Genomic DNA, 22,190 nt, shown 5'->3' on the forward strand with positions numbered 1-22,190 from the left:
CGGATTGCGGCGGGCGTAGTCGCCGACGATCTGCCTGGCGTCAGTCGCGCGATGTGGAAAGCCCCGTGAGAAGCGGAGCGTAGGCAGTGAGCCTGTGGGATAGGAATTCCGTGAAGAGCCGCACGCGCTTCGTCTTGCGCGTCTCCCCTTGCGTAAGAAGCCAGAGCGTTCCGTACATGTGCAGGTCGGTGCCCGGCACCCTCACCAGCAGGGGGTCGGCATCTCCGACGAAGCACGGCAGTGTCGTCATCCCGATCCCTTGCCGTACAGCAACGATCTGCGCCTCGGTATCCGTGGTCCTGAACGGAACCCCAGCGGTGCGAACCTCACCCTCGCTGGCCCAATCCGGAATTCCGTGAATGCTTATGACGATCCACCGGATGGGATCAGGCGCGCCTGCACGCCATGCGGCCAGTCGATCGCGGGACATGTAGACGCCGCCGAACACGTCCGATCCCTTCAGGCCGTGAAGATTGAGCGGCAGGGTTTTGCGGTCGTAAACGACGCGGATCGCCACGTCGGCCTCTCGGTTGGTGAGATTTGCCAGTTCGCCGGATGATACGATTTCGATCTCGATGTCCGGATGAAGACGCGCGAAATCTGCGAAGTCCGGCATGAGCAGGTGTGTTGCGAGCGGCGGTGCCAACGTTACCCGCAGAAGCCCCCGCACGCTCTGGTCACGCCCGAAGACGCGCGTCTCCAATTGGTGTGACGATGCTTCCATCTGGTTCGCGAGCTCGAGCACCTCTTCGCCCGCAGCCGTCAAGCGGTACCCCGAAGGCAGCTTTTCGAACATCTGCGCCCCGAGACGTTCCTCAAGCTGGGCGATACGTCTGAGCACCGTCGAGTGGTTCACAGCAAGGCGCCCGGCGGCAGCCCGCACCGAACCTCCGCGGGCCACGGCGAGGAAGTAACGAATGTCATCCCAGTCTATCATGGTGCAATCCGGCACCGCGGGGTGTGCCTGCCAGAGTCCGTTTCTAACACATCCTATAGCAGAACGGCCCGTCATCATAGGTTCTCGACGAGCATGGCCAATTCCGAACGGCGAACACCGATCGTCACGATTGAAGTCCGTCATCCAACCGGATCGATTTTGCACCACCGATGTGCGCGCTTCCGCACTCAACGTCTGGCTCCGGCGGACCCATCTTCAGGTTCACCAAGAAAAGGATGCGTGGACATGACCAGACTGAGTGGGAAGACCGCCGTGATCACCGGCGGCGCGACGGGCATCGGCCTCGCTGCGGCAAAGCGCTTCATCGAGGAGGGGGCTTTCGTTTTCATCTTCGGACGGCGACAGGATGCGCTCGATGCGGCTTTGGCCGAGCTTGGGCCGAACGCCCGCGGGGTGAAGGGCTCTGTCTCGGATGAGGCCGATCTTGACCGCCTCTACGAGACCGTCAAGGCCGAGCGCGGTACGCTCGATGTCGTCTTCGCCAATGCCGGGGCCGGAAGCCAGCTCGCGCTCGGCAAGATCACCGCCGAGCACATCGACGAAACCTTCGACACCAATGTCAAGGGTACGATCTTCACGGTCCAGAAGGCGCTTCCGCTGATGGGCAAGGGCGGCTCGATCATCCTGACCGGATCGAGCGCCGGCACCACGGGTGCTCCGGGGATGACCGCTTATAGCGCCAGCAAGGCAGCCGTGCGCAACCTCGCGCGGACCTGGGCGGAGGACCTGAAGGGTACGGGCATCCGCGTGAATGTCCTGTCGCCTGGAGCGACGGCGACCGAACTTGCGAAGGAAGCGCTCGGCGAGGAGGGCCAGAAGGTCTTCGCCTCGATGACACCGCTCCAGCGCATGGCCGATCCGGCGGAGATCGGAGCAGTGGCTGCCTTTCTCGCGTCTGATGACAGCAGCTTCATGACCGCCAGCGAGGTCGCCGTCGACGGCGGCCTTGCACAACTCTGACGTGCTGCGCGCGGAGAGGCGCTCCAGCGGCTCGAAGATCTCGCGAAGGTCGCCATGTGGCGAAACGGGCTAACCCGGCGCTGCCGGAGGTCGGGCAATCAATTTCAACAAGAATTGGAGAAGTATTGTGAGCTACGCGATTATAGGATTCGGCAAGATAGGCCAGGCCCTCGCCCACGCCTTTGCCCGTAAAAACATCGAGGTGGCGGTTGCGAGCCGCCGGCCTGCCGAGGCGTTGGTGCCGCAGGCTCGGGCGATTGGGTCGACGGTTGTCGCCAAGTCGCTGCGGGATGCACTCGAGGCCGACACAATCATCCTGGCAGTCCCGTTCGGGGAGCATGGCGAGGTTGCGAAGGCCCTGCCGAGCTGGGAAGGCAAGACGGTCATCGACGCGACGAACACGTTTGGAGTTTCCCCTGAAGAGCTGGACGGCCTCCCGTCTTCCGCCTTCGTCGCGAAGGCGTTCACGGGCGCCAAACTCGTGAAAGGTTTCAATCACCTGATTGCGACCACCCTGGCTACCGATCCGGTCGTCGAGGGCGGCCACAGGGTCGTCTTTCTGTCCGGTGACGACGAGGACGCGGTCGCTCCCGTGGCAGCCTTGGCCAAACAACTCGGGTTCGCACCCGTCAAACTGGGAAAGCTCAGCGAGGGCGGCGCACTGGTGCACGCACGCGGTCGCACTTGGGGTCCGCTGATTTTTCAGGATCTGTTCAAGAAGGAGCAGTAATCGATCCCCGACCGTGTGATCGTTCCAAGAACGGGTCGCGCGCTACGTCTTCAAGAAGCGCGCGACCCAATATTCGAAGGCCGAAGGCGTCGCGGCTTACCGCAAAGACATCGAGGGTGAGCTTAAGCGCGGCTTCGTCGGCATGACGCGGCAGTCGGTTGGACTCGACGACCTTCTGGCACCGCGTGAAGCGCTGTTCAGCGAAATCGTCGGCATAGCGATCGAGATGGAAATAGGAACCTTTGACCTTGGCATTTTGATCCGCGCTTTCGCATGTCAAGCATGTCGCGACAGGAACTCGGACACCTTTCCAAGGCAAAGAGCCTTCTCCTCGACATGCGGCATGTGGCTCGAGTTCTCGAACAACACCCATTCGCAGCGCTTAACCCTGTCGACATAGGGCTTGACCACAAGCGGTGTCGCCTCGTCGTATCTTCCGGAAATCAGCAAGGTTGGCGCGTCGATGAGATGCAGTCGATCCTCGATCGTCCAGCCCTTCATCGTGCCGATAACATGGAATTCGGTCGGGCCGTTCATGTTACGGTAAACGGTGTTGTCCTCGTCCATGATGGCAAAGGTACGGGCGACTTCCGACGGCCAGGGCGTGACGCGGCAGACATGGCGATCATAAAACACGCGCGAGGCGGTGATGTATTCGGGATCGGTGATCGTGCCGGCCTGTTCGTGTTTCAGGAGCGTGTCCTGCACTTCCTGCGGCAGTTCCTGGCGAAGTCGATTGGCTTCGGAAACCCAGGTATGCATGTTGGCCGGCGAGTTGGCGATAACAAGCGCCTTCAGTCCTCTCGGTTGTAGCACCGCATGCTCGGCTCCCAGCATGCCGCCCCAGGATTGTCCCAGAAACGCGTAATGATCCTGAATTCCGAGATGGTTCAGCAACGCATCGAGTTCCTCGAGAAACAGGGCAGGGGTCCAGAAATCGGGGCCCTTTTCCGGCAGCCGGGTCGAATTGCCGTTGCCGAGCTGGTCATAGTGAATGACCGGGCGGCCGTCGATTTCTGTGATGCCCTTGAAGCTATCGACGTAGTCATGAGTACAACCGGGGCCGCCATGCGCCACGATCAGCGGCAGCTTGCCGCTGTCGAGTGAGCCTGTAACGCGATACCAGGTCCGGTATTCGCGAAAGGGCATGAAAGCTTCTTTCACAGCGATTGCAGGCACATGCGTCTCCATCTCGTGGCGGTCGATGGAAAAGCATAACGTGGCCGAAAGCAGCGTGGCAGCTATCACAAGTTATAGGATGGCCAGTCTTCGAGCAGGCGGTAGTGGGCGGCGCGGACAACGGCCTGGGTGCGGTTTTTGGCGCCGAGCTTCTTCGCCGCCGCATTGAGATGCATGACCACCGTCGGCACGGACCGATTGATGATGCGGGAGATTTCCTTGGCGGACAGGCCTTCTGCGGAATAACGCAGACATTCGCGCTCGCGCTCCGTCAGTCGAGTCGTTCCGGAGCGAAACATCTGGTCGTCGAACAGTGAATAGGCCGCCTCGTGGAAGACGTGGGCCAAAAGGTTGAAATCGGCGATGTAGCGCAGGGCATGGCGCTCGAACTCGCGATTGCCGCCGAAGCGCACGCCGGTCACGGTTGCATAGTCGCCGCGGGGCATATGGACCGGAACCGTGACGCCGGTCGACATGTCTCTTTCGCTGAGATATCGGGCGACGGGTGCCGTGTCCTCGGTCATGAAGCGGCGGATCAGCGTGTCGGCATCCGCATCGTAATTCCAGAAGAACGGCGCCGAGGTGCGCAAGGCAACCTGCTGCACGGGGTCGATGCGGAAATAACCGCGATCGAACCAGTAATCGTGCATGTCGTCGGATATGTTGCGCAGTTTCAGCAGCGACGGGATCATGATCGCGCCGTCGAGATCGTAGGGCACCGGCGTGTAGTCGTAGATCAGTGCTTCGAAGCCGATCGCCTTCATCGCCTCGAAGATCTGGTCGATACGGCCGTCCAGCGTTTGATGCGCTGTAAACTGGCTTCTGATCGTGCCGATTTCGTCAATCATCGCTGGCTCCGGTGCCGGACAAGCGCCGATCCTATCACTTCTTATAGCTGGCGCCCAATAGCGTTTGCGGTAAAAATCGGCTGTGCTCAAATATTGAGCAAGTGATATTTCCTCGGGATGGCCAAATGTGGCGTGAAATCAAGCCAGATGCTCGGCATGAGATTGAAGTCGATGGCCATAAGGTGGTGGCCTACAGCTTTGGCACCGGCACCGAGACCGTGTTCTGCCTCAATGGCGGGCCGGGCCTGCCATGTGACTATCTGCGCGAAGCCCATTCCTGCCTGATCGACAAGGGTTACCGAGTCGTCGCCTTTGATCAACTCGGCACCGGCGCTTCGGATCGCCCAACCGATCCGTCGCTCTGGACGATCGGCCGCTATGTCGAGGAAACCGAAACGGTGCGCAAGGCTCTCGGGCTCGGGAAGGTGCATATGCTCGGCCATTCATGGGGCGGCTGGCTGGCGATCGACTACGCGCTAACCTATCCGGAAAATCTGCAGACGCTGATCCTCGAGGATACCGTCGCCGACATGCCGCATCTGATTTTGGAGCTGGAACGGCTGCGTGCGGCGCTCGGGCCGGAAACGGTTGCGATGATGCAGAAACATGAGGCGCAGGGCACTTACGACCATCCGGAATATCTCGCCGCCGTCACCATCCTCAACTATCGCCATGTCTGCCGCCTGCAGGAATGGCCGGCCCCGATCAACCGGTCTCTCGGCGACTGGAATATGGGACCCTACGGCACGATGCAGGGCCCGAACGAATTCCTTTATATCGGCAACCTAAAGGACTGGAACCGGATCGCGGATCTGCCGCGCATGACGGTGCCGACGCTGATCACCTGCGGCGAATATGATGAGCTGACTCCGGCCTGCGCGCTGAAAATGAAGCTCGCCATCCCGAATGCCGAGATCAAGGTGTTCGCCAATGCGAGCCATATGCCCTTCTACGAAAACCCGGCGGACTATTATCCGGCACTTGTCGATTTCCTGGCACGCAACGGGTCGAACTGATGCATAGACCGATGAACGATTGCATCAGACGACGGAGGTGCCATGCATCGCTATAGGTTCGTTTTCTTGAGGCCGCTGCAGTTCTTGCCGGTCATTTTCGGGATCAGCATCATCACTTTCATTCTGGTACGGCTGATCCCCGGTGACCCAGCGCGCGTCCTGCTCGGCACGCGCGCCACGCCGACGGCGATCGCCAATATCCGTGCGCAATTCGGTCTCGATGAACCGATCTGGCTGCAATATCTCTATTTCCTCCGGAACCTCGCCAATGGCGAGATGGGCAAATCGATCCTCTACAAGATCGACGTGCTGAAGCTGATCGCAACGCGTATCGAGCCGACGCTCGCGCTTGTTGTCTGCAGCGTCCTGCTGTCGATCGCAATCGCGGTGCCGATGGCGTCGATTGCTGCGCGCAATGCGGGCAGGGGGCCGGATCACGCGGTCCGAATCATCTCCACCTTCGGCATCGGTTTTCCGCCTTTCTGGCTCGGCCTGATGCTGATCATCCTTTTCAGCGTCAAACTCGATCTCCTGCCGGTTTCCGGTTATGGCGCCACGTTCGGCGACAAGCTCTCCCATCTGATCCTGCCGAGCCTCACCATCGCATTGTCATTGTCGACGGTGCTGACGCGCAGCCTGCGTGCGGCGATGATCGAGGGCCTGAAATCGGATGTGGCAACGGCGGCACGCGCCCGCGGCATGCCGGAACGGATCGTCTTCTGGCGTCATGTTCTGCCCAATTCCCTGGTTCCGACGATCAATCTTCTGGCCGTCAATACCGGCTGGCTTATCGGCGGCACGGTGGTCGTCGAAAGCGTGTTTGCACTGCCCGGCATGGGGCAATTGCTGGTGCGGGCGATATTTTCGCGAGATTACATGGTGGTGCAGGGCGTTGCCATGGTGTTTGCCTGCGCAACGGTGCTGGTCAACTTCCTTGCCGATATCGCCACCGTTGCAGCCGATCCTAGGGTGAAGCTGTGAGCGCCCGTGCCGTTTCGCTTTCCCATGCCGGCTGGAGGACATTTCTCGGCAAGCGGACGATGCTCGTCGCGGGCGCGTCGATCTTGCTGTTCTTCATTCTGATGGCGGTCTTCGCGCCATTGATTGCACCCTACGATCCGATCCTGCAGGATGGCAGCGCGCGGCTGCAGGCGCCGTCTCTCCCGCATCCTTTCGGCACCGATAATTTCGGTCGCGATATTCTCTCCCGCATCATCTGGGGCGCACGCATCGACCTCCAAATCGCATTCATCGGCGTCGTTTTTCCATTCGTCATCGGCACGATCGTCGGCACCGTTGCGGGCTTTTTCGGCGGCATCGTCGATGCGGTGTTCATGCGGATCGTCGACATCATCCTCGCCTTTCCCTTCCTGGTGCTGATGCTGTCGATCATCACCATTCTTGGGCCGGGACTTTCCAGCTTCTACATCGCCATGGCGCTGGTCGGCTGGGTCTCCTATGCGCGGTTGATCCGGGCGCAGATCCTGGTGTTGAAGAACAACGACTATGCGGTTGCCGCCGTCAGCCTTGGCTTTGGCCGGATGCGGATCATGTTCCGCCATCTACTTCCCAATGCCATTGCCGGCTCGATCGTCTTTTCGATGTCGGATGCGGTTCTGGTCCTGCTTTCCGGCGCGGCTGTGAGTTATCTCGGTCTCGGCGTCCAGCCGCCTGTCGCCGAATGGGGCGTGATGGTCGCGGAAGGCCAGAGCTTCATCACCACAGCCTGGTGGATCACCTTGTTTCCCGGCCTCTCCATCGTCTGCCTCGCCTTCGGCTTCAGCATCCTGGGCGATGCGCTCGGCGAACTGCTGGGAGTGCATGAATGAGCGCTGCCATTCTTTCTGTCCGCGACCTGACGGTCAAAGCTCATCTCGACGATGAAACGCGCATCCTGCTCGATGCCGTCTCGCTGGATCTCGCCAAGGGTGAAATCCTCGGCCTGGTCGGCGAAAGCGGTTCCGGCAAGAGCCTGTTCTGCCGATCGCTCGTGCGGCTGCTGCCGTCTTCGCGGCTGAAGATCGAGGCCGGCTCTGTGCTTCTCGAAGGGCAAGACCTGACTGCTATCAGCGATGCCGAAATGCTCAACATTCGCGGCGGCGAGATCGGCATGATCTTCCAGAACCCGTCGAGCCATCTCGATCCTGTCATGCGGATCGGTGACCAGATTGCCGAGGGCATCCGCTATCATCAGGGTCTCGATGGCAAGTCGGCGCGTCGGGCTGCAACCGAGATCCTGTCGCAGGTCGGCTTTCCCGATCCGATCTGCCAGTATCAAAGCTATCCGCACGAATTTTCCGGCGGTATGCGCCAACGTGCGATGATTGCCGTGGCACTTTCCTGCAATCCGAAGATCCTGATTGCCGATGAGCCGACGACTGCGCTCGACGTCACGATCCAGGCGCAGATCCTGCAATTGCTGATGGAGCTTCGCGACAGGCGTGGCCTGTCGATCATCCTGATCACCCACGATCTCGGCATCGTGGCGCAGACCTGCGACCGCATCGCGATCATGCGCGGCGGCAAGCTGCTGGAAGAGGGGCCGAAGCGGCAGATCCTGTCCCGCCCGCGCGACCCCTACACGATCAAGCTCATTCACAGCCATCCATCGATGCCGGACGCTGAACCCGTGGCGGAGGTTGCCGTCGCCGCTGCGCCGGTAAAGCCGATCCTGGAGATCGACGACCTGCATGTGCGCTTCCGGGTCGGCGGAAGTCTGTTCAGAGGGAGTGCGGTCAAGACAGTCTCTGCCGTATCCGGCATCAGCCTGCAGATCATGCCGGGCGAGACGGTCGGGATTGTCGGGGAATCCGGCAGTGGAAAGAGCACGCTTGCCCGCGCCGTGCTTGGCCTCACGCCGCTAACGTCCGGCCATATCAGCTTTGAAGGTGCCGACCTTGCTTTGCAGAGACAGGCGAGCCTTAAGAAGCTCAGGCGCGAGGCGGCAATGGTTTTTCAGGATCCGTTCAATGCGCTGAACCCGCGAATGACCATCGGGCAGACGATTGGCGAGGTTTTGCTGGTGCAGGGGAAGATCGCCAAGGCGGATATTCCGCAGCGGATTGATGAACTGCTCGATCTCGTCGGGCTGGATCGTGAATTTGCGAGCCGCAAGCCGCGCTCGATGAGCGGCGGTCAGTGCCAGCGAGCCGGCATTGCCCGGGCGCTTGCCGTTGATCCGAAGCTGATTATCGCCGACGAATGTGTCGCCGCACTCGACGTCACCATTCAGGCGCAGATCATCGATCTTTTCCGCGAGCTGGCGGCGCGCATGAACCTGACGCTGCTATTCATCGCCCATGATCTGGCGATCGTCCGCAATCTCTGTGCCCGCACCATCGTCATGTATCGCGGCGAGGTGGTTGAGGACGGGCCGTCCGAACAGGTTTTTTCGCGGCCCAGCCATTCTTATACGGCGTCACTTGTCGCGGCGATCCCGGATATCAATCCGGACAAGTCGCTGTTCAGCGATGCCCGGCGCGTGCCTCAGAGCATTCCATCCATCAAGAGCATGCCATAACAAAGAAGGGAACGACATCATGAACAGGAAGTGGAAATCGATCGGGTTTGCGGCGTTTGCCGCAGCCCTCAGCCTCAGTGCCAGCTTCGCCGAAGCCGCCGGTGTTCTGACCATCGGCCGTCGCGAGGATTCAACCACGTTCGACCCGATCAAGTCGGCACAGAATGTCGACAACTGGGTATTCTCGAATGTCTTCGACGTCCTCATCCGCGTCGACAAGACCGGCACCAAGCTGGAGCCGGGCCTTGCCGAAAGCTGGACAATCTCGGGCGACGGGCTGACCTATACGTTCAAGATCCGCGACGCCAAATTTTCGGATGGCTCGCCGATCACCGCCGAAGACGCTGCCTTCAGCCTTTTGCGCATCCGCGATAACAAAGGTTCGCTGTGGAGCGACAGCTACAAGATCGTCGAGACTGCCGAGGCGACCGATCCGAAGACGCTCACCGTCAAGCTGAAGACGCCGTCGGCACCGTTCCTGTCGACGCTGGCGCTGCCGAACGTCTCGGTCTTGTCGAAAAAGGCAGTCGAAGCCGGCGAAGATGCTTTCGCCGAACTGCCGACGGCATCGTCGGGCGCCTTCATCGTTAAGGAATGGCGCCGCGGCGATCGCGTCATTCTGGAAAAGAACCCCAATTTCTGGCAGGCGGACCGGGTGAAGCTCGATGGCGTCGAGTGGATCTCGGTGCCTGACGACAATACCCGCATGCTGAATGTGCAGGCAGGACAGTTGGATACCGCCATCTTCGTGCCTTTCTCCCGCGTCGAGGAATTGAAGAAGGATGCCAATCTCACGGTCCTGACAGATACCTCGACCCGCGAAGACCATCTGCTGATCAACCACGAGCACGGCGCACTTGCCAAGAAGGAAGTCCGCCAGGCGCTCGACATGGCGCTCGACAAGAAGGCGATCGTCGATACCGTGACCTTCGGTATCGGCACGGTGGCGAATTCCTACATTCCGAAGGGCTCGCTCTATCATTATGACGCCAACTATCAGTACCCTTACGATCCGGCAAAGGCGAAAGCTATGCTGGCGGATGCTGGTGCATCGAACCTGTCGCTGAATTACGTGGTCAATGCCGGCAACGAAGTGGATGAGCAGATCGCCGTCCTGTTGCAGCAGCAGCTTGCCAAGGCAGGCGTCATCGTCAATCTGCAGAAGGTCGATCCGAGCCAGAGCTGGAACATGTTGATCGATGGCAGCTATGACATTTCGGTCATGTACTGGACGAATGACATCCTCGACCCCGACCAGAAAACGACCTTCGTGCTCGGCCACGACACCAACATGAACTACATGACCCGCTACAAGAACGACAAGGTGAAGGACCTGGTGGCTGCCGCCCGCCTGGAACTCGATCCGAAGAAGCGTGAAGCGCTGTATGTCGAGATCCAGAAACTGGCCAAGGACGATGTCCACTGGATCGATCTTTATTACAGCCCGTATATCAACGTCGCCCGCAAGAACGTCGAGAATTTCTACCAAAACCCGCTTGGTCGTTTCTTCCTCGAAGATACCGTGAAGAACTGATGACGTGTCGGCCGGGCGCTTCGGCGCCTGGCCGATCGGGCTGATGCACCCTTTACAAAGGATCGGGATCTGCCACGACGATATGGACACCGGCTGCGTCAAGGGCCGCTGCCATCTCCGGGTCCGGCAGGCGATCAACGACCAAGCGTGTGACCTTGCTCAGCTCCGCCACCTGAAAAACGGCCGGACGACCCAGCTTGGTGTGGTCCGCCAGCACCGTGATGCTCCGGGCCTGGGCAATCATCGCGCGGGCCATCTCTGTTTCTCGCAGATCATAGTCCATGATCGCGGTCGCAGTGATCGTGCCGACTGTCAGGACTACATGCTCGGCCTTGAATTGCGCGATCTGGGCGGTGGCCATCGCGCCCAGCGTTTCGCGTCCCTCGGCCGCAACTTCGCCGCCGACCAGATAGACATGATGGCGCATCTCCGCCTGCGCCAGGATATGGGCGATCTGAGGAGAGTTGGTGATCACGGTCATGTTGCGCTTCTTGGCGAGTGCGTGTGCAAAGGCGATCGTCGTCGAGCCGGTGTCGATGAACAGCACCGAGCCCTCGGGAAACAGGGTCGCGGCTGCGCGCGCGATGGCGGTCTTCTCCGCCCTTCGCTCTTTCATGCGGGTGTCGAATTCGTTTTCGTAAAGCGATGTATCGTTGAGCTTCATGGCTCGCGCGCCGCCGTGGAACTTGCGAATGCGGCCGCCGGCATCCAGATCCGAGAGATCACGCCTGACTGTCTCGCGCGACGCACCAAAACGCTTGGCCAGGTCCTCGACCATCACCTCGCCGGTCTCTTCGAGAAGCCGGAGAATCTCGTTGCGCCTAGCTGCCGGTTTCATCCTTATCCCTTCATCGCCACAGGTGCTTCCAGCAACTGCCGCAGCAGCGAGACCGGGTGCTGCAACTCGGTGCCGGTCATATGTTTGGTCTGACATCGACAGGAAAAACCCGTGGCGAGAATGGCGTCGGCACCGGGGGCCGTCGCAGCCTTCCAGCTGTGTCCGAAGATTTCGTCGGACTTGGCGCGATTGGTGGACTCATGTCCCCACATCCCCGCCATGCCGCAGCAGCCAGTGGCCGGTATGTCAAGCCTGATGCCGAGCCGATCGAAAATCGTGCGCCACTCGACAGTCGCCCCGGCACCCAGAACCCGTTCGCTGCAATGAGGCAAAAGCCGCACTGCCATCTCCGACGTCCGGGCCGGCAGTGCGGCAATCAGGGGCGCGAGCATCTGCTGCGGCAGCGCCACTGCCGGCATGTCGTCCGGATAGTCGGTGCGATAGGAGAGCGTCACCGGCGGTTCGAGCCCCATCAACGGCACGCCGGTCGCGGCTATCGCCTTGAGGCTGTCTTTCTGTATTTCCGCCTGGCGCGAAAATCCCGCCAGTCGCCCGAGAACCTTGCGGGCTTTGCCGGACGGCCTGTAGGGTGCCAGCCAGAGTTTTTTCTGCAGCCGGGCCAGTACGACGTCGAGATCCGCGACGACCTGCGGCTCGAAAAACTGGGTAAACGCGTCGGGCACCAAAACTACATCGACCTTCGGGTCGAGCCGGGCGATATCGGCTTGTCTCAGCCATCGAAGGCCGCGGGACTGTTTCGGCATGCTCGGCAGCGCCGTCAGGCCGATGGCGGCCATCAAGGCGGCGCCGGGGCCGTTGGTCATCAGGTTGAAACCCCATCGGAATTTTGCGGCAAGCGGCAGCAAGCCTTCCATGTGGGTGAGTGCGGCGTCACGCAGGGGCCGGCGATGGCGGCGATAAAAGCTGTCGAGAAACAGCGACCGGATCGAGGGCACATCGACACGCACCGGACATTGGCTGGTGCAGGCGCCGCAACTGAGACAGCCGTCGATCGCCTGCTTGACTTCGATCTCGAACTGCGGATCGGCGCGACCGTCCGGCCCTCCCTGCCGCAGCCATTCGCGCACTAGCCCGACGCGCCCTTTCGGCGAGTGGCGCCGATCGCCGGTGACCTTGTAGGAAGGACACATGACGTCGTCGAGCGTACGGTTGAAGCAGGCGCCATTGCCGTTGCAGCCGAATGCGGAGGCGTATTCAGTGCGCAGGGCGGTGAGGACGGTGCGGTCGCTCTGGCCGCGGAGGGGCACCTCGTCGATCTTCCACAGCGGGCCGTTGTCGGGCGTGGCGATCTTGCCGGGGTTCATCTGGTTACGCGGATCGAAGGTGGCCTTGATCCGCTGCAGCGACGGGTAGAGCGGCCCAAAAACCTCTGGCACGAATTCCGAGCGGACGCCCTTGCCATGCTCGCCCCAGAGAAGGCCGTCATGGCTGCGTGCCAGTGCTTCTACCGCTTCGGTAATGCGGCGGATGAGTGGTTCTTGGGCGGGATCGGTAAGGTCGATGGCCGGCCGCACATGCAGGACGCCGGCATCGACATGACCGAACATGCCGTAAGCCAGTCCCTCGCGATCGAGGATTGCCCGAAAACCGGCAATGAACGGCTCGAGGTTTTCGGGCGGAACGGCGCAGTCCTCGACAAACGGGATCGGCCGTTTGTCGCCGATGGCGCGTCCGAGCAGCCCGACGGCCGTCTTGCGCAGCCCCCAGACCAGTTCGACCTCGTGACCATCGGCAACCGTCATCGCCAACCGCGCGGGCAGGCTTGCGAGCTGTGCCACCAGCGTCGTGACCCGTGCCGCGAGCGTCGCCGGATCGTTGTCGGTAAATTCGACGATGTTGACGCCTTGTGCACCGGCCTGCGGGAAGAGATGTGCGACAGCGGAAAAGGTTGGCTCCTCGCGTGCCAGGCCGAGCACGCGGCTATCGATGGTTTCGACCGACGTGGCGCCGAGTACGGCTACTTCGCGCGCATCCCGCAGCGCCGACTGGAAATCGGGGTAGAAGATCAGGATCAGTGCCGCAGCCTTGGGGATTTGCAGGACATTTAATCTCGCCTCGGCAATCAGCCCGAGCGTGCCTTCCGAACCGCACAGCACGGCCGCCGGATCGATTGTGTCGCCGTCACGGATATGGGCGAGGTCGTACCCTGTCAGCGATCGGTTGAGCTTTGGAAAACGCGCCGCGATCAAATCCGCCTGGCTGGCCGAGATGTCGTCGAGACAGGCGAGAACCTCGCCGGCACGGCCCTTGATCGTCCGGTCGAGCGGCGCTCGGCGGGTTTCGAGGATCTCGCCGCCGACCAGCACCACACGCAGGTTGAGGACGTGGTTGGAGGTCTTGCCATAGACGCAGGAACCCTGTCCGCAGGCATCGGTGGAGATCATGCCGCCGAGTGTCGCGCGTGACGACGTCGATAGTTCCGGGGCAAAGAACAGGCCGAGCGGCTTCAGCGCCGCGTTCAGCTGATCCTTGATCACACCGGTCTGGACCCGCACCCAGCCTTGTTCAGCGTTGATCTCGATGATCCCGGTCATGTGGCGCGAGCAATCGACCACCAGGCCGTTGCCGAGCGACTGGCCGTTGGTGCCCGTGCCGCCGCCGCGTGGGCGCAGGACAATGCCGTGGAAACGCGGCTCGTCGAGCAGCCGTGCGATCAGCACGAGATCGTCCTCGTCCATCGGCCAGGCCACGGCATCCGGCAGAAGCTGGTAGATGGAGTTGTCGGTTGCCAGCACGACGCGGTCCGATGCGGCGATAGTCGTCTCGCCACGGAAACCCTTCGATTTCAGGGTTTTCACAAATGCGCTGTAGTCCGCCAATCGCAGGGGGGCTGGAGACGTCACGTTCGTTACCTCAGCGCAGAAAATTGGCGGCCATGGACCGCATGCCATTCGTCGTGCGGTTGACCGTCACGATGCAGCGCCTGCCGCACCGGCCTCGAAATCGAGCCGCATCGCTCTTCATTAGCATGATTGTTCAGGCTGTAAAACGACGCATTCAGTCATTAAAATGCCTGAACGTACAATTTCGGCTCGTCAAAAGATCTCTGGAACGGTAAGCGTAGGGAGACCTGTTCATTTCGCCGTCGGATATGGCGGTTGCTCGCCAGCAACGGAGTACGCTTTTGACGGCTTTCGGCGATCCTGTGGATGCAGTCATTATCGGTGCAGGCATCGTCGGCTGCGCTATGGCGCGCCGCTTTTCGCTGGAAGGGGCAAGCGTCGTCGTTATCGAGCGGGCACCCGACATCCTGTCCGGCGCTTCGAAAGCCAACAGCGCCATCCTGCATACCGGTTTCGATGCGCCGCCCGGCAGCGTCGAGCTGCAATGCGTGCAAGCGGGTTACGACGAGTACATGCAGATCCGCAAGGATTTCAACCTGCCGATCCTCGACACCGGTGCGATGGTTGCCGCATGGGACGACAGCGAGGAGGGCCGGCTTCCCGAACTGCTGGACCAGGCGCTCTTGAACGGCGTTGCCGATGCCCGGCTTCTCAGCCGCGCCGAAGTGCTGGCCCGCGAGCCGGCATTGGGGGCACATGTGCGGGCCGCGTTGCTGGTGCCGCGGGAGGTCATCATCGATCCCTGGTCGGCCCCACTCGCCTATGCGACGCAGGCCAAGGCATTAGGCGCCCAGTTCCGGTTCAATGCCGGGCTGCTGTCGGCCCGTCTCGATGGCCGCCTGTGGCACCTGGAGCTGCCCGCCGGCACGGTGACCGCCCGCAGCGTCGTCAACTGCTCCGGTATTCACGGCGACACCGTCGAACGGATCTTGCTCGGCGAGGCGCAGTTCGAGATTCGTCCGCGAAAGGGGCAGTTCATCGTGTTCGACAAGGCCGCCGCCAAGCATCTACGAACGATACTGCTGCCGGTGCCGACGGCCCGCACCAAGGGTGTGGTGCTGACTCGAACGATCTTCGGCAACCTGCTGGTCGGACCGACGGCGGAGGAACAGGAAGAGCGCGAGCGCCCGGACGTCACCCGGCCGGAACTCGACATGCTGTTCGCCAAGGCCGTGGAGCTTGTGCCGGCACTGGCGCAAGCCCAGGTGACTGCCGTCTATGCGGGCCTGCGACCAGCCTCCGAGGAAAAACACTATCGCGTCCACAGCCTTCCGGAAAAAGGCTATTTCTGCGCCGGCGGCATACGCTCCACCGGCCTGACTGCCGCGTTAGGTATTGCGCGTCATGTTCATGGGCTGTGGGCACAAAGCCAGGCTGCCAGCGGCAAACCGACCGTAGCGCCGCAAACCTTTACGCTCCCCAATCTGGCCGAGCACCTGCCGCGTGACTGGCAGACGCCCGGGCATGACGGCATCGTCTGTCATTGCGAAATGGTGACCGGCCGGGAGATAGAGGCGGCGCTTGGCAGCCCCTTGCCGCCCGGAGATTTTGGCGGGCTGCGTCGGCGCACGCGCTGCGCCATGGGGCGGTGTCAGGGATTCAACTGTCTGGCCCGTCTTGCGAGCCTGACGGAGGGACGGCTGTCCGTACCGATCGCACCGGAGGTCGATAGATGATCGCGGAAACCTATGACGTCGCCATCGTGGGCGGCGGCCCTGCCGGGCTCTCTGCCGCCATCGAACTGAAACGTCGTGGCGTGGAAAAAGTCGCACTCTGCGAGCGTGGTGCGGAGGCCGGTGGCATTCCCCGCCATTGCGGCCATCCTCCTTTCGGCATGCGCGAGTTCGGCCGCATCTTGACCGGACCGACCTATGCCCGTCGCCTGGTAGCTGCGGCCGCGGCGACCGGCGTGACAATCTTGACGAAACATGCGGTCGTGCATGCAGGCCCTGACGGCCTGCTGACGGTCGCCACCCCCGCCGGCATCCAGACCATCCGGGCAGCCCGCATCCTGATCGCCACGGGCGCCCGCGAGACGACCCGCGCGCAGTTGCTGGTGCCGGGCGTACGTCCGCTTGGCGTGATGAATACCGCGGCGCTGCAGGCTTTCGTCTACCAGGAGGGGCGTGTTCCGTTTCGCCACCCGGTCATCGTGGGCAGCGAACTGGTGTCGTTGTCAGCGATCCTCACCTGCCGCAGCCATGGCATTCGGCCCGTCGCGATGGTGGAGACGGAGCAGGAGGTACAGGCCCGCCCGGCGTTTTTCGCGCTGCCGCGAATGCTCGGCGTGCCCGTCATGACCGATGCGCAGGTGCTCGCCATCGAAGGCAGCCCGCGGGTGACATCCGTGCGTTTGCGCCTGGCTGGCGGCACGGAAACGGCGCTGGCTTGTGATGGGGTGATCTTTTCCGGCCGCTTCATCCCGGAGGCGGCGCTAGTGGAGGCGAGCGCCCTTGCGCTCGACCTTGGAACCGGAGGCCCGGTGATCGACCAGCATGGCCGCAGCTCCGACCCCAACATTTTTGCCGCCGGCAACATGGTTCACCCGATCGAGACGGCCGGCCATTGCTGGGACGAGGGGCGTCGGGTGGCCCGCGTGATTGCCGCCGGACTTGCGAACGCGAAAGATGCCGAACCCGATAAGACTCCCGGCCGTCGCATCATCGCCGGCGCAGGACTGAAATATGTGGTTCCGCAGCGCCTGACGCCAGAAGGTAAGGGCACTGCGCCGACTCTGAACCTACGTGCCCTCGGGGCCGCGCGCGGCCGATTGATCCTCTCGGACGGCAGCGGCACGGTCCTGCGCACCCAAAACATCAATAGCGCGCCAAAGAAGCCGATCCGCTTTCCCCTTGCGGGGCTGGACCTTGCCGTCGATAGCAGCGATCTTCAACTGCGACTGGAGCCGCGACCATGAGCATTTATCTCGCCCTCGATCAGGGTACCACATCAACGCGCGCCCTCAAGGTCGCAGCAGACGGTACGGCCAGCATCGTTTTTTCCGCCACGCATAAGCAGCATTTTTTCGGCACGGACCGGGTCGAACATGATCCCGAGGAACTGCTCGCCAATCTTCGTGCAGCGCTTTCTGCGGCTGGCGAAGTCACGGCGATCGGTCTGTCCAATCAGGGTGAAAGCTGCCTTGCCTGGGATGCGATCGATGGAAGACCGCTCTCGCCCGTCATCGTCTGGCAGGACCGCCGGACGGCGGCGCAGGTCGCCGCTCTTTCCCCTGTGCAAGCCGAGATCATGGCGCTGTCCGGCCTTCCGCTCAGCCCCTATTTTTCCGCCGCAAAACTGGCCTGGCTCTTGGAGAACAATGACGACGTCAAGGATGCGCGGCGTGCCGGCAGACTGATGCTCGGCACCACGGATGCGTTTTTCCTGCAGCGGCTTACCGGACGCGCGGCAACCGACATCACCACCGCCTCGCGCACGGCCCTGATGAATATCGCAACCGGCCAGTGGGACAGCAGGCTCTGCCAAATTTTTGGCGTTCCGATCGAGTGCCTGCCGCCGATTCTGCCGACCGTCGGCGATTTCGGTGCCATCAAAGGCACGCCGCTGACGGCGTCGGTGGTGGACCAACAGGCTGCCCTTTACGGCCATGGCTGCCGCGTAGCCGGCGATACCAAGATTACCTTCGGCACCGGTGCCTTTGCGCTGTCGCTCACCGGCTCGTACCCTCGACTGGGGGGTCAAAACGGCCTGTTGCCTACCGTCGCCTGGTCGATTGGCGGCGAGACGAGTTATGCTACCGACGGCGGTGTCCACGCAGCCGGCGCGGCCGTCGACTGGGCGCAGCGGATCGGGTTGCTAAATGACCCGGCCGAACTCAACACATTCGAGGCTGGACCGGCTATCGACCGCGGCTTGACTTTCGTGCCGGCGCTGGCTGGGCTCGGCAGCCCGCATTGGGATGACAGCGCCGCCGGGCTTTTCATCGGCATGACAGGGGCAACAACGCGCCAGGACATGCAGCAGGCGCTGATCGAAGGTATTGCCTTGCGTGCTAGCGAAATCGTGGCGGCCATGGCGTCTGATGCGCCGGTCACACGGATCTCGGTGGATGGCGGCGTCAGCCGCTCACGTTATCTGTGCCAGTTCCTCGCCGACACGACGGGTTGCACGGTTGTCATTCCGGGTATCGATGAACTGACAGCCTATGGTACGGCGCAACTGGCGGCCTTTGCGCTGGGCGAAACATTGCGTACGCCGCAGCCTTCGGAAACCATCACGCCTGCCCCGTGTGATCGGCGATCGCGGCTGACGCGGTTTTCCAGGGCGGTAGACAGGGCCAGAGGTTGGCATGCAGCCGATGCTGGCTAGCTTTTGGGGATCGCGACCCGTTTGCGTAACCGGGACCGTATCGGCCCGATGCGCATCGCGCCGCAGTGGGGTCCTGCAGGAAATCTGTGGACGCGGTCAGACGTGTTGGCCACCATTGATGTGTATTTCGGCGCCGTTGATGTAGGCGGATGTCTCGCTGCACAGGAAGTGGACGGTTTCGGCGACTTCCCGCGGCGTGCCAAGTCTCTTCATCGGCACGGTTGCCTCCACCAGAAGGTCGGTGCCCGGAGACAGGATCGAGGTGGCGATTTCGCCCGGGGCGATGGCATTGGCACGAACGCCGTGCGAGCCGAATTCATGGGCAATTTCGCGCGTCAGGGCTGCGAGGCCTGCCTTGGAGGCGGCATAGGCAACGCCGGCGAACGGATGCACCCTCGATCCGGCAATTGACGTGACGTTGACAATCGACCCCTTGGCGGCTTCCAGTTCAGGCAGCAAGGCGCGCGCGAGCAGGGCGATCGAGACGAGATTGACGTTGAGCACGGTCGTCCATATCAGCGCATCGGAGCCGATGACACCGAGGCGGGCGCCACCTGGACCTTTCGGCGAAATGCCGGCATTGTTGACCAGCGCATGCAGCGCGGCGCCGTCAAGGCGCTCGCGAACGTCTGCCACCAGCTTGTCGATTTGCGTCAGGTCGGCGAGATCCGCCTGGATATGACTTTCACGCGCCGAAGGCCAACGGCACTCTTCCGAAAAAGGCTGCCGCGAGACGGTCAGGACCCGCCAGCCCCGCTCCAGAAACAGTTTTACCGTTGCATGTCCAATGCCGCGGCTCGCACCTGTGAGCAGCATGTAGCGTTGTGTCATGGGTCACCTCTTCCGGATGTCACGCGCAGAAAAATGTCTCGAAGGCGTGTCGGTCGATATCGATGGATATGGTTGCATTTGTGTCGGCGCCCGGGCTTCCATCCCCCAGGACACCGGCTTGGCCACTGAGTGCGCCAGCGCCATCAGCTCCGGGCCGGCTGGGCCGGCGCCTTGTCCGGCCAGAATCGTACGCCGGGGCGCGCCAAGCCGCCGCCGAATGCAGCCACGGTGCCGTCGGCGCGCCAGCAGGCAGCGCCCGTCATTGTGTCGCCGAAGGCGATGGCGTTCATACCCCCGCCGATATGCGGCATAACCCGCACCTCGTACCCGAGTTCCTCGAGTTTTCCCTGTTGTGGCGCATAGGCCTGCTCGATTTCCACCTCCTGGCCCTGCGTCCAGATCCGTGGTGCTTCCACCGCCTCCTGCAGGCTCATCTTGTGGTCAATCAAGTTGACGATCGCCTGCATGGCCGAGGGGAAGATCCTGAGGCCGCCCGGAAGGCCGAGCGCAAACACCAGCGCGCCGTCCTTCATGAGGATCATCGGCGCCATCGAAGTCGGCACGCGCTTGCCCGGAACCACCGACAACGCGTTGCCGGGATGCGGATCGAAATTGCTCATGTAGTTGTTGGGAATGATGCCGGTGCCCGGCACCGCCAACCGCGCCCCAAACAGCCCGTTGATCGTATGCGTGGCGCTGACGATGTTGCCGTCGCGGTCGGCGACGGTGATATGGGTGGTGTCGTGGCTTTCATAACCCGGCGCATGGGGTGCCGGCAGTTTCGCCGCCTGACGGATCTGGGCGCGGCATTCTGCGGCATAGGCCTTCGAGGTGAGCCGCTCGACCGGCACGTCGACAAAAGCCGGATCACCTGAATGAGCGCGCCGGTCGGCAAAGGCGATGCGGATCACTTCGACGAGAAGATGCAGGGATTGAGGGCTGCCGAAACCCATGCCGGCCACGTCATAGGCTTCCAGCATGTTCAGCATCTGGGTGATATGCACGCCGGAAGAGGCTGGTGGCGGCGGTCCGGCAATGTCGAAGCCGCGATAGCTGCCGATGATCGGCTTGCGCTCGATCGGGCGATAGGCGCGCAGGTCGTCCTCGGTAACCCAGCCGGCATTATCGTCGCCTGTCGACATTCGCGCCGCCAGCGCCGCACCGAGGGCACCGCCATGCAGGGCCGAGGCGCCTTCGCGCTGGATCAGCCGCAGGCTCTCGGCATAGTCGCCCATGACAAGGCGCTCGCCGGGTGCCGGCGCCGCCCCGCCCGGCATGAGAATTTTGGCGATTTCCGCATCCTGCGACAGTTCGCCGGCCGCCTCGCCAATCGCGCCGGAAAGGTAATGGGTGACTGCGAAACCGCGCGTAGCCAGGCGGATCGCCGGTTCGACGACATCGGCGAAGGGCAGCTTGCCGTAACGCGCCTGCATGTCGCACCAGCCGGCGAGGTTGCCGGGAACCGCGACAGAGGACGCGCCGATGATGTTGCGCCGCCCCTTGGCGTCCATGTAGCGCGCCGGCTCGTCCGAAACCGGCTCGTAGATTTCCGGGTGCATGGTGGCTGCCGCCAAAGACAACGCGTCGATCACCACATGCGCTCCATCGGCCATTCGGATATGCGACAGGCCGCCGCCGGCAATGCCGACCATCATCGGTTCGACCACTGTCAGCGCCAGAAGCGATGCGACCGCGGCATCCACCGCATTGCCGCCTGCCGCCAGTATCTCGAAACCCGCTGCCGAGCCCAGCGGATGATTGGTGACCACCATGCCGCCACCACCGCGGGCCGGGGACTTTTCGCAGATGAAGGGCAGGCGGGAAGCGGTCATGTCGGTTCTCAATTCGATAGGTATGGCAGTCGCTAAAGACTAGCCGGAGCATATACTCCGGCTAGAAAGCATGGATCAGACGAGATTTGCCAGAACTTTGGCCGTCGCACCCGACAGATCGCCGAGCTTGATGCCGGTTTCGCGAACGCTTGCCTCGCGCGCCTTGCCGCGGAGCTGGATGTCGATAGCCTTCTGTGCCTCGGATGCCACCTCTTCCGGCGGCAGAACGACGACACCGCTTTCATCGGCCAGCACGGCATCGCCCGGCATAACCACGGTATTGCCGACCGAGACCGGCACGTTGATCGCACCGCCGAGATCGTAGATGCGGGTGGTGATCGGCGAGATGCCGCGGCACCACATCGGGAAATCCGACTGGACGATTTCCTCAAGGTCAGTGCAGGGGCCGTCGACTACGGCGCCGACGGCACCGGCTGCCTTGGCACCGACCGTCACGCCGCCGCCCCAGCAGGCATAACGGTCGTCATGCAGTCGGTCGACGATGACGAAGTCGCCCGGTCGGATGAGGCTGAGGAGATGGTGCAGCAGGGTGGAATCCGGGCCGGGAATGGCGATGGTGACGGCAGTGCCGACGACGCGGCGGCCCGGGATCAGCGGCTGGATCTGCCTGTGCAGGAAACCGAAATGCCGCCAGTGACCGAGCGTGGCGGTTTCGACCTGCGCCAGAAGGTCGAGATCCTGCTTGGCGATCTGTGCCGGCATCGGATTGATTTTGTAAGCCATGTTCGGA

General features: G+C 62.3%; 18 protein-coding genes. 10 read left to right on the forward strand and 8 right to left on the reverse strand.

Annotated features, from left to right (window positions below; all coding sequences use genetic code 11):
• Positions 1 to 40: 40 nt before the first annotated feature.
• Positions 41 to 937, reverse strand: coding sequence for a LysR family transcriptional regulator (locus EPK99_RS13680; protein ID WP_128443641.1), 897 nt, complete (start codon positions 935 to 937; stop codon positions 41 to 43).
• Positions 938 to 1,183: 246 nt separating this feature from the next.
• Between EPK99_RS13680 and EPK99_RS13685 the strand changes: the two genes are divergently transcribed.
• Entirely contained in the window at positions 1,184 to 1,918 is a 735-nt protein-coding gene (locus tag EPK99_RS13685; protein WP_128443642.1) for an SDR family NAD(P)-dependent oxidoreductase, read from the forward strand.
• Positions 1,919 to 2,045: 127 nt separating this feature from the next.
• The gene (locus EPK99_RS13690) at positions 2,046 to 2,648 is read left to right on the forward strand and encodes an NADPH-dependent F420 reductase (RefSeq protein WP_128443643.1); all 603 of its coding nucleotides are present in this window, start codon (positions 2,046 to 2,048) and stop codon (positions 2,646 to 2,648) included.
• A 276-nt stretch (positions 2,649 to 2,924) separates the two neighbouring features.
• Here the strand turns inward: EPK99_RS13690 and EPK99_RS13700 are convergent, their stop codons facing one another.
• Both EPK99_RS13700 and EPK99_RS13705 read right to left on the reverse strand, forming a co-directional pair.
• Entirely contained in the window at positions 2,925 to 3,839 is a 915-nt protein-coding gene (locus EPK99_RS13700) for a proline iminopeptidase-family hydrolase (protein ID WP_164901797.1), read from the reverse strand.
• A gap of 53 nt (positions 3,840 to 3,892) precedes the next feature.
• Positions 3,893 to 4,675 (reverse strand): LuxR family transcriptional regulator, encoded by a 783-nt coding sequence (locus EPK99_RS13705; protein ID WP_128443645.1) that lies wholly within the window; start codon positions 4,673 to 4,675, stop codon positions 3,893 to 3,895.
• A 125-nt stretch (positions 4,676 to 4,800) separates the two neighbouring features.
• On the opposite strand from EPK99_RS13705, the gene EPK99_RS13710 reads away from it, so the two are divergent.
• From EPK99_RS13710 to EPK99_RS13730, 5 genes are read left to right on the forward strand one after another with little or no spacing between them, the layout of a single operon-like run.
• Positions 4,801 to 5,691, forward strand: a complete 891-nt coding sequence (locus tag EPK99_RS13710; RefSeq protein ID WP_128443646.1) for a proline iminopeptidase-family hydrolase — start codon at positions 4,801 to 4,803, stop codon at positions 5,689 to 5,691.
• Positions 5,692 to 5,733: 42 nt separating this feature from the next.
• The gene (locus EPK99_RS13715) at positions 5,734 to 6,672 is read left to right on the forward strand and encodes an ABC transporter permease (RefSeq protein ID WP_128443647.1); all 939 of its coding nucleotides are present in this window, start codon (positions 5,734 to 5,736) and stop codon (positions 6,670 to 6,672) included.
• A complete protein-coding gene (locus tag EPK99_RS13720; protein ID WP_128443648.1) occupies positions 6,669 to 7,520 on the forward strand; it encodes an ABC transporter permease in 852 nt (283 codons plus the stop codon). Before EPK99_RS13715 ends, EPK99_RS13720 begins: the two co-directional genes overlap by 4 nt.
• A complete protein-coding gene (locus EPK99_RS13725) occupies positions 7,517 to 9,211 on the forward strand; it encodes a dipeptide ABC transporter ATP-binding protein (RefSeq protein WP_128443649.1) in 1,695 nt (564 codons plus the stop codon). Before EPK99_RS13720 ends, EPK99_RS13725 begins: the two co-directional genes overlap by 4 nt.
• Positions 9,212 to 9,230: 19 nt before the next feature.
• Entirely contained in the window at positions 9,231 to 10,745 is a 1,515-nt protein-coding gene (locus tag EPK99_RS13730; RefSeq protein WP_128443650.1) for an ABC transporter substrate-binding protein, read from the forward strand.
• Between the two features lie 52 nt (positions 10,746 to 10,797).
• Here EPK99_RS13730 and EPK99_RS13735 read toward each other — a convergent pair whose 3' ends face one another.
• Both EPK99_RS13735 and EPK99_RS13740 read right to left on the reverse strand, forming a co-directional pair.
• Positions 10,798 to 11,583, reverse strand: coding sequence for a DeoR/GlpR family DNA-binding transcription regulator (locus tag EPK99_RS13735; RefSeq protein WP_128443651.1), 786 nt, complete (start codon positions 11,581 to 11,583; stop codon positions 10,798 to 10,800).
• Positions 11,584 to 11,585: 2 nt separating this feature from the next.
• Positions 11,586 to 14,447 carry an FAD-binding and (Fe-S)-binding domain-containing protein gene (locus EPK99_RS13740; RefSeq protein ID WP_245582423.1) on the reverse strand — a complete coding sequence of 954 codons (2,862 nt, stop codon included), beginning with the start codon at positions 14,445 to 14,447 and terminating at the stop codon, positions 11,586 to 11,588.
• A gap of 248 nt (positions 14,448 to 14,695) precedes the next feature.
• On the opposite strand from EPK99_RS13740, the gene EPK99_RS13745 reads away from it, so the two are divergent.
• From EPK99_RS13745 to EPK99_RS13755, 3 genes are read left to right on the forward strand one after another with little or no spacing between them, the layout of a single operon-like run.
• On the forward strand, positions 14,696 to 16,123 hold the full coding sequence (locus EPK99_RS13745; RefSeq protein WP_128443653.1) for an NAD(P)/FAD-dependent oxidoreductase: 1,428 nt from the start codon (positions 14,696 to 14,698) through the stop codon (positions 16,121 to 16,123).
• The gene (locus EPK99_RS13750) at positions 16,120 to 17,364 is read left to right on the forward strand and encodes an NAD(P)/FAD-dependent oxidoreductase (protein ID WP_205909098.1); all 1,245 of its coding nucleotides are present in this window, start codon (positions 16,120 to 16,122) and stop codon (positions 17,362 to 17,364) included. The genes EPK99_RS13745 and EPK99_RS13750 overlap by 4 nt, the downstream gene beginning before the upstream one ends.
• Positions 17,361 to 18,776 (forward strand): FGGY family carbohydrate kinase, encoded by a 1,416-nt coding sequence (locus EPK99_RS13755; RefSeq protein ID WP_128443654.1) that lies wholly within the window; start codon positions 17,361 to 17,363, stop codon positions 18,774 to 18,776. The genes EPK99_RS13750 and EPK99_RS13755 overlap by 4 nt, the downstream gene beginning before the upstream one ends.
• 96 nt (positions 18,777 to 18,872) lie before the next feature.
• On the opposite strand, the gene EPK99_RS13760 is transcribed toward EPK99_RS13755, so the two are convergent.
• The 3 genes from EPK99_RS13760 to EPK99_RS13770 form a co-directional block, all read right to left on the reverse strand.
• Positions 18,873 to 19,607, reverse strand: a complete 735-nt coding sequence (locus EPK99_RS13760; protein WP_128443655.1) for an SDR family NAD(P)-dependent oxidoreductase — start codon at positions 19,605 to 19,607, stop codon at positions 18,873 to 18,875.
• 143 nt (positions 19,608 to 19,750) lie between these two features.
• Positions 19,751 to 21,439, reverse strand: coding sequence for a gamma-glutamyltransferase (ggt, locus tag EPK99_RS13765; RefSeq protein ID WP_128443656.1), 1,689 nt, complete (start codon positions 21,437 to 21,439; stop codon positions 19,751 to 19,753).
• Positions 21,440 to 21,514: 75 nt separating this feature from the next.
• Positions 21,515 to 22,183, reverse strand: coding sequence for an RraA family protein (locus EPK99_RS13770; protein WP_128443657.1), 669 nt, complete (start codon positions 22,181 to 22,183; stop codon positions 21,515 to 21,517).
• Positions 22,184 to 22,190 lie beyond the last annotated feature (7 nt).

Source organism: Neorhizobium lilium, assembly GCF_004053875.1.
In the GTDB taxonomy this organism is placed as follows: domain Bacteria; phylum Pseudomonadota; class Alphaproteobacteria; order Rhizobiales; family Rhizobiaceae; genus Neorhizobium; species Neorhizobium lilii.